The 13,053-nt window shown below is 67.4% G+C and carries 10 protein-coding genes and 1 pseudogene; 5 read left to right on the plus strand and 6 right to left on the minus strand.

Annotated elements, in window-relative coordinates:
• Nucleotides 1-14 precede the first annotated feature (14 nt).
• Together UK23_RS12900 and UK23_RS12905 are read right to left on the minus strand one after the other, a co-directional pair.
• Nucleotides 15-1,115, minus strand: coding sequence for a beta family protein (locus UK23_RS12900; RefSeq protein ID WP_196777718.1), 1,101 nt, complete (start codon nucleotides 1,113-1,115; stop codon nucleotides 15-17).
• A 167-nt stretch (nucleotides 1,116-1,282) separates the two neighbouring features.
• A complete protein-coding gene (locus tag UK23_RS12905) occupies nucleotides 1,283-1,960 on the minus strand; it encodes an MBL fold metallo-hydrolase (protein WP_045311694.1) in 678 nt (225 codons plus the stop codon).
• A 139-nt stretch (nucleotides 1,961-2,099) separates the two neighbouring features.
• Between UK23_RS12905 and UK23_RS12910 the strand changes: the two are divergent.
• Nucleotides 2,100-3,059: pseudogene (locus UK23_RS12910) on the plus strand (acyltransferase family protein); the annotation flags it as partial.
• 47 nt (nucleotides 3,060-3,106) lie between these two features.
• Here the strand turns inward: UK23_RS12910 and UK23_RS50160 are convergent.
• Complete coding sequence (locus UK23_RS50160; RefSeq protein WP_082114611.1) at nucleotides 3,107-3,859, minus strand: maleylpyruvate isomerase family mycothiol-dependent enzyme; 753 nt, start codon at nucleotides 3,857-3,859, stop codon at nucleotides 3,107-3,109.
• 226 nt (nucleotides 3,860-4,085) lie between these two features.
• Between UK23_RS50160 and uvrA the strand changes: the two genes are divergently transcribed.
• Both uvrA and UK23_RS12925 read left to right on the plus strand, forming a co-directional pair.
• Nucleotides 4,086-6,965, plus strand: a complete 2,880-nt coding sequence (uvrA, locus tag UK23_RS12920) for an excinuclease ABC subunit UvrA (protein ID WP_045311696.1) — start codon at nucleotides 4,086-4,088, stop codon at nucleotides 6,963-6,965.
• 188 nt (nucleotides 6,966-7,153) lie between these two features.
• Entirely contained in the window at nucleotides 7,154-7,615 is a 462-nt protein-coding gene (locus UK23_RS12925; protein ID WP_156213065.1) for an SRPBCC family protein, read from the plus strand.
• 1 nt (nucleotide 7,616) lies between these two features.
• On the opposite strand, the gene UK23_RS50165 is transcribed toward UK23_RS12925, so the two are convergent.
• From UK23_RS50165 to UK23_RS12945, 3 genes are read right to left on the minus strand one after another with little or no spacing between them, the layout of a single operon-like run.
• Nucleotides 7,617-8,804 carry a hypothetical protein gene (locus tag UK23_RS50165; protein ID WP_052684613.1) on the minus strand — a complete coding sequence of 396 codons (1,188 nt, stop codon included), beginning with the start codon at nucleotides 8,802-8,804 and terminating at the stop codon, nucleotides 7,617-7,619.
• A complete protein-coding gene (locus UK23_RS12940; protein WP_052684614.1) occupies nucleotides 8,801-9,949 on the minus strand; it encodes a hypothetical protein in 1,149 nt (382 codons plus the stop codon). Before UK23_RS12940 ends, UK23_RS50165 begins: the two co-directional genes overlap by 4 nt.
• A 35-nt stretch (nucleotides 9,950-9,984) precedes the next feature.
• Nucleotides 9,985-10,587 (minus strand): TetR/AcrR family transcriptional regulator, encoded by a 603-nt coding sequence (locus tag UK23_RS12945; protein WP_231114480.1) that lies wholly within the window; start codon nucleotides 10,585-10,587, stop codon nucleotides 9,985-9,987.
• Nucleotides 10,588-10,663: 76 nt separating this feature from the next.
• On the opposite strand from UK23_RS12945, the gene UK23_RS12950 reads away from it, so the two are divergent.
• Together UK23_RS12950 and UK23_RS12955 are read left to right on the plus strand one after the other, a co-directional pair.
• Entirely contained in the window at nucleotides 10,664-11,824 is a 1,161-nt protein-coding gene (locus tag UK23_RS12950) for an FAD-dependent oxidoreductase (RefSeq protein WP_045311698.1), read from the plus strand.
• A 71-nt stretch (nucleotides 11,825-11,895) separates the two neighbouring features.
• On the plus strand, nucleotides 11,896-13,047 hold the full coding sequence (locus tag UK23_RS12955; RefSeq protein WP_045311699.1) for a hypothetical protein: 1,152 nt from the start codon (nucleotides 11,896-11,898) through the stop codon (nucleotides 13,045-13,047).
• Nucleotides 13,048-13,053: the final 6 nt, after the last annotated feature.

The raw sequence follows: 13,053 nt of genomic DNA on the forward strand, positions 1-13,053 counted from the left end.
GAGCGGAGTGTGCTTCACAACCCGGATGTCCCTCGTTGTGCCACGTGTTCCAGGTGGTGTGAGGTGGCGTAAGCGACCCAGCGGGACACGCTGCTCGCGGCGCGATCCCGGCCACTTCGGCATCTCGCCAGTTCGCCGTCTCCCCACGAGAAGTTGCTTCCGGCGAACTCCGGTCGCGCCACGAGTTCGCCGGCCAGCTCGCCGAACGCTTTGCCTGCAGCACCTGGTGCCACATTGCCGAACTCCTTCGCGGGTTGCCTCCGCATCGCGATCACACAGTTCGGCACGGTGTAGTACAGGTACGGATACACGGTGCGAGGCCCAGGGCTGCCTGCCCTCGGGGCGTTGGGGTGCACCACGCCGTAGTCGCCGTAGTTGATCTCTGCCCCGTTGATGCCGTGTGCGACCTCGAGCCACAGCGGGACCTCCGGTCGATCCCGCACAGTGGTCGCGAATCCGTGTCTGGTTGCTGGGATCGAGCCGGCCAGCAGTGTGATCGACTGCGGGGCGAGCCGGTCGAGCACGGCCTGGGCGAGCCAGACCGCCGCCCTCACCTGTCGTAGCTGGACGGTTTCCACGAAACCCAGGTCGACGATGGCGTGCGAGAGGTTCTTGTCGGCTCGTGTAGCGCGGATGACACGCCGTACGCCGTCGTCGAGCTCGCGCGCGGAGACGCCAAGATTGCGAAATCTGATCACGATCGGTCGTGGGCGGTGCTCCTGGAGCATTGCGACTGCTCTGAGCTCATCGTCCGCAGCGGAGGCGGTGACCACCGGGATGAAGGCCGGCACGTCCGGGGCCAGCAGTCCGTACTCGTCGAGCAGCGCCGACTCGATGCGGTTGTCGAGCTGTTCGAACGAGCCGCCTGGATGTCGGGCGAGCGACGCCGAGGGACTCAGCAGATGACTGTCGATCCACAGCGGTTGTTGCCGGGCTGCCATCTGCGTCGCGGCCTTGACCAGCGACTGCAGGAGCTGCCCCCGCCCGTCCCACTGGATGGAATCGAGCAGTTCGACGAGGACCCTCGGTGTGGCGACGCCTCGATCGATGAGGTGGCGGAGAGCTTCGAACTCGCCCATCTTGCTCTTGATCACGACCAACGGCCTGAACGACATCGCCATGTCCCTTCGCAGGGGTGGCCGGCTCGACGACTTCGATCATGCGTGGTCGTGAACCTGCCTGTGGCCCGCTGGACGAGTGAACTCAGCGCGGCTCTGCACCCGGCCAGGCACGAAGACGCACTGCGGCGGGTCACCGGCCGCAGTGCGTTGCTCCGCTGCGGTCACCAGCCGCGGGCGCGCCACTCCGCGAGCGACGGGCGTTCCTTGCCCAGCGTCGAGTCGTCGCCGTGGCCGGGGTAGAACCAGGTGTCGTCGGGCAGGACGGCGAACAGGCGGTCCTCCACGTCGTTGATCAGCGAAGCGAAGTTGTCCGCCGACGTGGTCTTCCCCACACCCCCCGGAAAGAGTGAATCTCCGGTGAACAGGTGCGGGTGGCCGTTCGGGTCGTCGTAGACCACGGCGATCGAGCCCGGTGTGTGGCCGCGCAGGTGGATGATCGAGAGAGGGACTTCTCCCACGTTGATGGTGTCGCCGTGGTCCACCAGGACGTCCGGCGGGACCGGGAGGACGGCGGCGTCCAGTTCGTGCGCGACGGTGTTCGAGCCGTGGGCGCCTGCCAGGGCGCCGAGTGCCTGCCAGTGATCGGCGTGCTGGTGCGTTGTCACGATCGTGCGCAGGCGCGGGCGGTTCGGGATGTGGCCGAACAGGTCGGACAGGCGCTCGTAGTCGTTGGCCGCGTCGATGAGCAGCGCCTCGTTCGTGGACCGGCAAACGAGCAGGTAGGCGTTGTTGTCCATCGGTCCGACGGAGATCTTCGTGATGGTCAGCGCGTCGAGCGTCCTGGTGCTGGCGGGGCCGCCGGGATCGACGTGACCGGTGTAGTTCTCGAGTACGTCCACGGTGGCAGACGGTAGTCGCTCGATGCGGCGGGACGCACACCTTCAGGTTGCATACAGGTCTCACTCATAGGGTAAGTAAGGATCAAGTTTGGACCCCCGAGTACGCCGAAAGCACCAACGAACAAGGTCCCCGCCTCTCGTGATTCCAGCACAACGACAGAAGCCCCGGACGGACCGCAAGGTCAGCTGGGACGTCCTCCGGGTCGTCGCGATCGGCTGTGTGTTGTTCCACCACGGCACGGTCACGAGCCTCGTCGACCACCCGTACCTCAACCCGATGCCGTTCACCTTCGACATGTCGATGGGTGCGAGCACGTTGATGGTGCTGTCGGCGTTCTTCGCCTGCGCCACCCTGAGCCACGGCCGGCCGGGCCAGTTCCTGTGGAGAAGACTCGCGCGGCTGTTGCCGGTCTACTTCGTGGCTGTGCTGCTCTCGTTCGCGGTGCAGCGGTGGGTCGCGCCGGCGGGGTGGACCCAGCTGACCGCGGGGGACCTCGTCTACAACCTGCTGCTGATCAGGCCGTGGTTCCCGGACGTGCACATCGTCGACTTCGCGTACTGGACGATTCCGGTGCAGGTCAGTGCGTTCATCGCGGGTGCGGTGCTGGTGCGGTACGTGCGCGGCAGGGCGGTGCTGGTCTTTCCGTGGGTGCTCATCGTGACGCCGTTGGTGCTCCGGGAACTGATCGACTACTCGAGCACGCTGGACCTTGCCTACAACGCGACGTCGGTCCACCGTGCGCAGCTCTTCGCCGCAGGAATTGCCATCTGGCTGTGGTCCAAACATCGCATGGGGACGCCGCACCTCGTCGCGGTGCTCGCCGCCACCCTGGTGGCGCAGGCAATTCACACGGAGGAGTACGGAGCCACAGCCGGCTTCGGAATTTTTCTACTCCTGGTGTGCGCGGCGGCCGGCGGACCCGATTGGGTGTTCTTCAAGCCGATCCGCCGGCCGGTCACGTGGCTCGCCGGCATCTCCTACGGCATCTACCTGGTGCACCAGGCGATCGGCACCGTGGTGATGGACCGCATGCACGCCGTTGGGCTGCGGTCCTGGGCGCTGCTCGCCGGGTTCATCGCCTCGGCGGTCCTGTTCGGCTGGCTGCTGACGAAGTTCGTCGAGAGGCCCGCCTACCGGTTGCTCACTCAGATCCAGTCGGGCAGCTCCGGCAGCTCACCGCGCAGGCCGGTGCCGTCGGTCCTGCCGGTCAGCCAGCCCAGGACGGCGCTGGCGGACCCGCTCACGGAGCTGCGGCTCGCCGGACCGCTGACCGTCCAGATGCGCTGAGTGCCGTCCGGCAGGCCGACCTCGATGCTGAACGGGTCGACCCTGCCCTCGAACTGCTTCACGGCGTCGTCGAGGAACTCCTCCACGAAGTCCGCCGGCAGGTCCTCGAAGCCGACGCCGTAGTTCAGGTCGATGAGGTGGATCCACACCTCGCGCAGCCGGAACAGCGGCACCTGGGACGCCGGGATCGAGGCGCCCTTGGGTGCCGTGACCTCGGAACGCCACGAGTGCGCCGGCATCTCCCGGCACGCGTTCTCGAAGCGGACGCACGCGGAGTCCAGGTCGGCCTTGATCACCTGCAGGATGCGGCGCGCACCCTCCTCGATGTCGGCGTCGCGATCGGATCGCGACGCGTAGGCCTGGTGCTCGACCCCGGTTCGCGCCCAGGTGAGCAGGTTCACCAGCGCGTCCGCGTTGCGTGCGAGGTGGGTGATGACGTGTCCGCGGGTCCAGCCGGGCAGCAGGCTCTGACCGCGGATCGCGGCCTGGTCCAGCTCCTCGACGACCTCGTACAGCACGTCCGTCGCCTGACGCACCGCGTTGATGTGCCGGTCGGGCACTCCGCGTGGTGCGGGTACGGAGGTGTGCTGCGTGGACGGCGTGTAGGTCATGTGTGCTGCCTCTCCCCGACGTTGAGGCTCTGATCGAAGTGACCAGCCTATGAGTAAATGCAGCTCAGGGGAATGCGACCGGGGACGGATCCGTTTTTGTCGGTGGTCGCACCTAGCATGGTCGGCGGGTCGCTCGCAGCCTCCAAAACGATGCTAGTACGCTTCGAACGCTTGTTCGGAAGAGTGTGGCGTGAGTGACCCGCCGACAGCAGCCGAAGGGACCCCAGTGGCAGACCGTCTTGTCGTTCGCGGCGCCCGCGAGCACAACCTGCGCGGCGTGGATATCGACCTGCCGCGGGACAGCCTGATCGTTTTCACGGGGCTGTCCGGCTCCGGCAAGTCGAGCCTCGCGTTCGACACGATCTTCGCCGAGGGCCAGCGCCGCTACGTCGAGTCGCTCTCGGCGTACGCGCGCCAGTTCCTCGGCCAGATGGACAAGCCCGACGTCGACTTCATCGAGGGCCTGTCGCCCGCGGTGTCGATCGACCAGAAGTCGACCAGCCGCAACCCGCGGTCGACCGTCGGCACCATCACCGAGGTCTACGACTACCTGCGCCTGCTCTACGCGCGCGCCGGCAAGCCGCACTGCCCGCAGTGCGGCGAGGCGATCGGCAAGCAGACGCCGCAGGAGATCGTCGACCAGGTGCTCGCGATGGAGCAGGGCACCAAGTTCCAGGTGCTCGCGCCGGTCATCCGCGGGCGCAAGGGCGAGTACCTCGACCTCTTCCAGAACCTCCAGTCGCAGGGTTACTCCCGCGCGAAGGTCGACGGGGTCGTCTACGCGCTGGGCGAGGTGCCGAAGCTCAAGAAGCAGGAGAAGCACCACATCGCGGTCGTCATCGACCGGCTGAGCGTGAAGGCCTCGTCCAAGCAGCGCCTCACCGACTCGGTCGAGACGGCACTGCGGCTCGCGGACGGCCTGGTCGAGCTCGAGTTCGTGGATCTCCCGGAGACGGATCCGAAGCGGATCCGTGGCTTCTCCGAAAACCTGGCGTGCCCCAACGGCCACCCGCTCGCGATCGAGGACCTGGAGCCGCGGTCGTTCTCCTTCAACTCGCCGTACGGCGCGTGCGTGGTCTGCACGGGCATCGGTGTGCGCAAGGAGGTCGACCCGGAGCTCGTGGTGCCGGACGACGAGATGACGCTCGAAGAGGGCGCCATCGCGCCGTGGGCCGGCGGGCAGACCGCCGAGTACTTCACGCGCCTGCTGCAGTCGCTCGGCGAGACCATCGGCTTCCGCATGGACCAGCAGTGGCGGCTGCTGCCCGCCAAGGCGCAGAAGGCGATCCTGCACGGCATCGACGAGCAGGTGCACGTCCGGTACAAGAACCGCTACGGCCGCGAGCGCTCCTACTACGCCAACTACGAGGGCGTGATCCCGTTCCTCGAACGGCGTCAGGAGCAGACCGAGTCCGAGTACATGCGGGAGAAGTACGAGGGCTACATGCGCGAGGTCCCGTGCCCCGCGTGTTCGGGCACCCGCCTCAAGCCCGAGATCCTCGCGGTCACGCTGCACCACGGCAAAAAGGGCGACAAGTCCATCGCCGAGGTCTGCAACATGAGCGTCGCGGAGTGCTCTGACTTCCTCGACGGTCTGAAGCTCGGCAAGCGCGAGTCGATGATCGCGGGCGCGGTGCTCAAGGAGATCCAGGCCCGGCTGCACTTCCTGCTCGACGTGGGTCTCGACTACCTGTCGCTCGACCGCGCGTCCGGCACGTTGTCCGGCGGCGAGGCGCAGCGCATCCGGCTGGCCACCCAGATCGGCTCCGGTCTGGTGGGCGTGCTGTACGTGCTGGACGAGCCGTCGATCGGCCTGCACCAGCGCGACAACCACCGCCTGATCGAGACGCTGACGAGGCTGCGCGACCTCGGCAACACGCTGATCGTCGTCGAGCACGACGAGGACACGATCCGCACGTCGGACTGGGTGGTCGACATCGGCCCCGGCGCCGGTGAGCACGGCGGCAAGGTCGTGCACAGCGGTCCGTACAAGAAGCTGCTGACGAACAAGGAGTCGATCACCGGCGCGTACCTGTCGGGCCGCAAGTCGATCCCGATGCCCGCGAAGCGCCGCAAGATCGACAAGAAGCGCCAGCTGACCGTCGTCGGCGCCCGCGAGCACAACCTGCGCGGCATCGACGTGTCGTTCCCGCTCGGCACGCTCACGTCCGTCACGGGCGTGTCCGGCTCGGGCAAGTCGACGCTGGTCAACGACATCCTCGCGACCGTGCTCGCCAACAAGCTCAACGGCGCGCGCCAGGTGCCCGGCCGCCACACCCGCATCAACGGCCTGAACGAGGTCGACAAGCTGGTGCGGGTCGACCAGTCGCCGATCGGCCGCACCCCGCGCTCGAACCCGGCCACCTACACCGGCGTGTTCGACCACGTCCGCAAGCTGTTCGCGGCGACGACCGAGGCGAAGGTCCGCGGCTACCAGCCCGGCCGGTTCTCGTTCAACGTCAAGGGCGGCCGCTGCGAGGCGTGCGCGGGCGACGGCACTATCAAGATCGAGATGAACTTCCTCCCGGATGTCTATGTGCCCTGTGAGGTGTGCAAGGGCGCGCGGTACAACCGCGAGACCCTCGAGGTGCACTACAAGGGCAAGACGATCTCCGAGATCCTCGACATGCCGATCGAGGAAGCGGCCACGTTCTTCGAGCCGATCAACGCCATCTACCGGCACCTGAAGACGCTGGTCGAGGTCGGCCTGGGCTACGTGCGGCTGGGCCAGCCCGCGCCGACGCTCTCCGGCGGTGAGGCGCAGCGCGTGAAGCTCGCGTCGGAGCTGCAGAAGCGCTCGACCGGCAAGACCGTCTACATCCTCGACGAGCCCACGACCGGCCTGCACTTCGAGGACATCCGCAAGCTGCTGGGCGTGATCAACGGCCTGGTGGACAAGGGCAACACGGTCATCGTCATCGAGCACAACCTCGACGTCATCAAGACCTCGGACTGGGTCGTCGACATGGGTCCGGAAGGTGGCTCGGGCGGCGGCATGGTGGTCGCGGAGGGCACGCCGGAGCAGGTCGCCGAGGTCGAGAAGAGCTACACGGGCCAGTTCCTGCTGCAGGTGCTCGAGAACGAAGAGGTCTCCGCAGCGGGGTGACGGTGCCACCGTCATGGTCACCCAGGCGTTCGCGGCGGGCAGCAGCTCGTCGCGAACGCACGCTCGACCGGCCTAATGAGACGCTCGCACGCGTGAGACCGCATGACAGGCGGTGAGGAATTCCCCCTCCGCTGTGAGTTTTGTCGAGGACCTGTCACCTGAACGAGCTATCCGGGATGATGTCGCCCGTGTCACTCAACCGCTACCGGTTCCGCAGCACGTGGCACGTCTGCGCGTCTCCGGCAGCCGTGTACGAGGTGCTGTCCGACATCGCCAACTACCCGTTGTGGTGGCGTGAGGTGCGGTCGGCGACCAAGATCGACGATGAGTCCGGCGTGCTCCACTGCCGGTCGTTCCTGCCGTTCGACCTCGTCGTGCAGGTCCGGCACAGCATCGCGAACCAGCAGGCCGGGTTGTTGCGGGCGCAGCTGACGGGCGATCTCGAAGGCTTCGCCAGCTGGGAGATCATCGGCCGCGACGGGGGCACGGACCTGGTGTTCGACCAGGAGGTCGTGGTCAACAAGGCCCTGTTGCGACGGCTCGTGCTGATCGCCAAGCCGTTCTTCCGCGGCAACCACGACCTGATGATGCGCGGTGGCCTCAAGGGCCTGAAGCAGGCCCTGGCCGACCGTGCGGCCAGCGAGTCCTAGCTCACTGGTAGTCGCCGAGCTGTACGACCGAGTGGTCCGTCGTGCGCACGCATTTCTGCGGGACCTGTGAATGCGCGTAGCCGTCCTCGTACGGCCACGAGCAAGACCACTCGCCGGACGTCCAGAACAGACCTTGGCCTTGAGCCTGCCCTGCCTGGATCGCTGCCTGGTAGCGGTCCGCGATGTCGAGGGCCGCGGTACAGCCGATCCCGCCCAGGTCGATCACCTTGCCGTTCGGGGTGGCCCGGCAGTCGACAGGCTCGACCCGGCAGGTGAAGTTCCACGCCTTCCACACGTCCTTCGGCACGTCGCCACAGGGCAGGTCGGTGCCCGAGACGACGTACCGCCACGCGTCGTCGCGGTACTCGAAGACGGTGATCAGGTCGTCGGACAGCTTGGGCTCCGTGTTCGCCAGCGCGAGCACGTACCGGTCCTGCTGGCATTTCACGTCGAAGTACCGCGCGGTCCCCACCCCGTGCGCCGCCGCGAGCGTCTCCGGGGTGGCCGAGTCGCACGGCGAGGTCTTGATCTCCTTCGCCACCAGGTCGGCGGGGACGGAGACCTCCTTCATCGTGGTCACGAGCTCGTCGGAGGTCTTGGTCAGGCGCGGCTGCTGAGCGTCGGCCGCGGTCGCGATCTCCTGCAACACCTTGGCCTGCGACGGGGTCAGCCGGTGACCGACGAACCGGAAGTCGATCTTCACGCCGGCCTTCGAGCTGTGCTCCTCGATGAGTGCGCGGACCTCGTCGGCGCTCTTGCCGCACGCGTCGGCGGCGCCCCGTGCGACCACCACCACGTGGTTCGTCTTCGAGCCGCGGAACGGGTAGGTGTGCGCGAAGTCGTCGATCGCCGCGAGGATTCCGCTGAGCAGCGTCGCCTTGCCGCTCGGGGTGATCGATCGGGCCGCGTCACCGATCTTGGCGGCCTGTCCGGTGCCGGGGGAGACCAGCTCCGAGGTGTTCGCGGACGAGCACGAGCCGCCGAACCGGCGCAGCGCCAGCGAGTCGTCGGCGGACATGTTCGAGGCGGCGGCACCGACCGCGTCGGCGACCTCGTGGAAGTCCGCGGACTCGGAGGCGTCGACGAGGAACGTCGTGCGGTGATCAGGCGGCAGGAACACCCACAGGCCACCGGCGACCAGCCCCAGCACCACGACCACCGCGCCCGCCAACAGCAACCAGCGTTTCATCGCGTTCCCCCTGGGACTTTCCCGCGCAGCTCCGTCAGCCGCTTCGTCATCAGCCCCGCCTCGTCGTTGTAAGCCTTGGCGGCCTTGGTGTAGACGGCGAGCGGCTCCGCCAGGTTCCGTCCCGAACGAGCTTCGCGCGCCAGCACGTCAGCGGCCTTGATCACCTCCTCCTGCAGCCGCCGCAGGGAGACCGCCCTGTCCCGCACGTCGACCGCCTCGACGGAAGCGGTGCGGCCGTCGAGGTCCTTGATCTCCACGTCGACCACGGCATCGCGAGCCTCGGTCAACGCCGCGTCGGCGAGGTCGAAACGGCCGCTCTTCAACGCATCCGTCGCGGCGTTGAGCTTGTCCACGGTCGGATTCAGCACGTTGACGACTGATTGCGCCGACCGCAGCACCGGCTCGACGGTGGTGAACCAGTCAAGCCATTTCTGCAGGTCCTCCGGCGAGTCCGCGAAGGCCGGCTCCTGTGCCTGCAGCTGCGTGGTCAGCTTCTTGAGCGGCTGGTGGTCAGGAACCTGGTAGCCGATGAACCGGAACTCGATCATCAGTCCGGCGGCCGCCACCCGGTCGCGGATCTGCTTCTGCACGAACTCGTCGTCGGAGTCGCACGCGTCCTCGCCGTGCCTGGTCACCACGATGATCCTGTTGACCTGCTTGGCTTTCAGCGCGAACGTCGAGTCGAAGTCGTCGACCGCCTCGACGATTCCGCGCTGCAGCGTGGCTTTCGCACCCTGGCGGACCGATCGGGCGGCTTCGGCGATCTCCTGGCGGTTGCCGGTGCCGAACCCGACGAGCTGCGTCGTGTTGTCGTCGGAGCCGCACTCGCCGCCGAAACTGCGCAGTGACTGGGAATCACGCGAGCTGGAGTTGCCGACGACCGTGGTCAGCGCCTCGGTGACGCTCGCCAGGTCACCCTCGGCCGCGTCGATCAGGAACGTCGTCTTGTAGGCGGGTGCCAGCATCGGGGCCACGACCCAGGTCCACGCGGCACCACCTCCGGCAACCAGCGTGACGACGAGCAGGACGATCAACGGCCGGCGCCTGCGCCGAGACAGCTTCTGGTGGGCCGAGCTGATCGCGGCGGACGCCGACGGCGACAGCCCGTCTCTCGCCGTGGACGCGGAAAGCCTGATCTCGTCCATCCCAAGCAGGGTAACGAGTTCGGGCGCGAAAGAAGTCAGGAACGGCCGGAGAGGTGGCGTACCAGCAACGCCAGCTGGTCCGCGTACTTCTCCGCGAACTCGGGCGTGGCCGGGTCCTCCCCGGTGAGCTGACGCGCGGTCTGCTCCAGCGTCAGCGGTGCCGCGGCCGCCGCCATGAGAACGAGCAGTAGCAAGCTCGGGTCCAGGTCCGCGGGGATCTCGCCGGACTTCTGGCGGGTCCGGAAGAACTCGACCTGGCCGCGGAGGAACTCCGCGTCGACGGTCGGGGTGTCGCCGGACAGGTTCGCCCACGCCCACAGGCGGCCCTGGTCGCGGTTGTGCGCCGTCGTCATCACGAAGGCCTTGATCACCTCGGCCAGCGGCTGCTCGGTGCTCGCCATCGTGGTGCCCTCGGTGTGCCAGGCGGTGGCCAGTTCCTTGTACAGGCCCTCTTTGCCGCCGAAGTAGTACGAGATCAGCTGCTTGTTCACGCCCGCTCGCGCCGCGATGTCCGTCGTGCGCGTCGCCGCGTAGCCCTTCGCCCCGAACTCCGCCGCGGCCGCCTCCAGCAGCAGGGCCCGCGTGCGTTCCGGGTCGCGCTTGCGTTCCGAAGAGCTGGGAGAGCGGCGTTGATCCACCGCCACACGGTAGCCGACCGGACCAGTTTCAACCAACGGGTTGACTTAATCAACCAAGCGGTTGAAACTCGGCCACATGAGAATCGCGGTGGTTGGTGGAGGAATCGGCGGGCTGTGCCTGGCGCACGGGTTGCGCAAGGCCGGCGTGGACGTGGCGGTGTACGAGCGCGATCTCTCGCGCACGGACCGCCTGCAGGGGTATCGGGTGCACATCAACCCGCACGGTGCCGCGGCGTTGCGGGAGTGTCTGCCCGCGGCGAACTGGGAACGGTTCGAGCGCGGTGCGGGCAGTGGTGGCAACGGGTTCTGCTTCATGTCGGAACAGCTCAAGCCGTTGCTGGTGCTCGACTCCGACGAGGAGCGGCACTACTCGGCGAGCCGGATCACGCTCCGGCAGGTCCTGCTGGACGGTCTGGACGTCCAGTTCGGCAAGAGGTTCGAGCGGTACGAACAGGGTGAGAACATCAGGCTGCACTTCGAGGACGGGACGACGGCGGAGTGCGACGTGCTGGTCGGCGCGGACGGGATCCGGTCGCGGGTGCGTCAGCAGTACCTGCCGCACGCGGGCACCGAGGACGTCGGTGTCACGGCGATCGCGGGCAAGCTGCTCCTGGACGAGCACGACTGGGTGCCGCGGGAACTGGTGGAGAGGGCGAACTCGATCATCCCGACGGGCAGGGCCGGGATGTTCCTGGTCGCGCACGACGGCCTGGGCGTGACCGACAACCCGGACGACCCGTTCTTCGACAACGTGCGTCCGTACCTGATGTGGGCCTACGCGGCGGCGGATCTGAGGGTTCACGACGGCATGGATCTGCAACGGGAGGTGCTCGGCCGGATCGCGCGGTGGAGCCCGGTGCTCAGCCGGATCGTCCAGGCCTCGCCCGTCGAGTCGGTCAGCCAGTGGCGGATCCGGTCGTCGAAGCCGATCGAACGCTGGCAGCCGACGAACATCACGCTGCTCGGCGACGCGATCCACGCGATGACGCCGATGCGGGGGATCGGGGCGAACATCGCGTTGCGGGACGCGCAGTTGCTCGCGAGGTGCATCGCGGAGGGCGGTGACTCCGTCGCCAGGTACGAGCGCGAGATGTACGACTACGGGTTCGCGGCGGTCCGCGACTCGCTCAAAGCGGCCAAGCAGTTCGCCGACGGCAGCCCGGTGGCGCGGACGATCTTCAAGACCGTGCTCAGGACCGCGAGTGCCGTGCCCGCGTTGAAGCGCGCGATGTTCTGAAAAAAGATTGAACCGAACTGGCGTGCTCTGCGTGTGTGTGGCGTTGGAGGGCACTAGCCAGGAGGTTCGAGATGATCCGCAAGGGCGTTGCGGTCGTCGTGTTGGGGTTGGTCTCGCTCACGGCCTGCGCGAGCACGCCGGAGAGCAAGCCGGTGGCGCAGCAGCAGGAAACCGTTGTGGCGCTGAAGACCGCGGAGATCGACGACCTCGGGCCGGTGGTCACCGATGTCAACGGGTTCACGCTCTACCGGTTCGACGGTGACAAGCCGAACGAGTCCACTTGCGACGGTGAGTGTGCCGCGAGCTGGCCTCCCGCAACGGTTCCCGACGAGAACTTCACCGTCGAGGGCGTGGACAAGGCGCTGGTCGGCAGCATCGTCCGCAAGGACGGGTCGAGGCAGCTGACCGTCGACGGGATGCCGCAGTACCGGTTCGCCAAGGACGAGAAGCCCGGCGAGACCAAGGGGCAGGGCTTGCAGGGCAAGTGGTTCGTCACCGGCAAGGGCGGCGAACGCACCAGGCTGGCCGCTCGCACCGGCGTGATCGCGGGCCTCGGCGCGGTGCTGACCAACGACGCCGGCCTCACGCTCTACCGGTTCGACGGCGACAAGCCCGGTGAGTCCACTTGCGACGGCAAGTGTGCCGAGTCGTGGCCTGCGGTCACGGTGGAGGGCGAGCCGCGCGTCAAGGGTGTCGACCCGAAGCTGCTGGGGACGATCACCCGCAAGGACGGCAAGAAGCAGCTCACGGTCTCGAACTGGGCGCAGTACACGTTCAAGAACGACACCAAGCCCGGTGAGGCCAAGGGTGTGACGGTGCCGCAGTGGTTCGCCACGGCCATCGACGGCAAGAAGGCTCAGCAGAACAAGGCGATCGCGCTCACCAGCGCGACCGTCAAGGGCCTCGGCGTCGTCGCCACCGACAAGGACGGCATGACGCTGTACAGGTTCGACGACGACACCGCCACACCGCCGGCGAGCAACTGCTCCGGTCAGTGCGCGGTGCAGTGGCCTCCCGCTTACGTCAGCGAGGGTTTCCAGGTGCAGGGCGTGGATCCCTCACTCGTGGGGACGATCGAGCGGGACGGGAAGGAACAGCTCACCATCGCCGGATATCCGCAGTACCTCTTCTCAGGTGACAAGGTCTGCGGTGATGCCAACGGACAGGGCGTTGGCGGGAAGTGGTGGGCCACCAAGGCCGACGGAAGTCGCGCCGGCCAGTAAGAAAAC

The sequence above is a fragment of the Lentzea aerocolonigenes genome, from assembly GCF_000955955.1.
GTDB lineage: Bacteria > Actinomycetota > Actinomycetes > Mycobacteriales > Pseudonocardiaceae > Lentzea > Lentzea aerocolonigenes_A.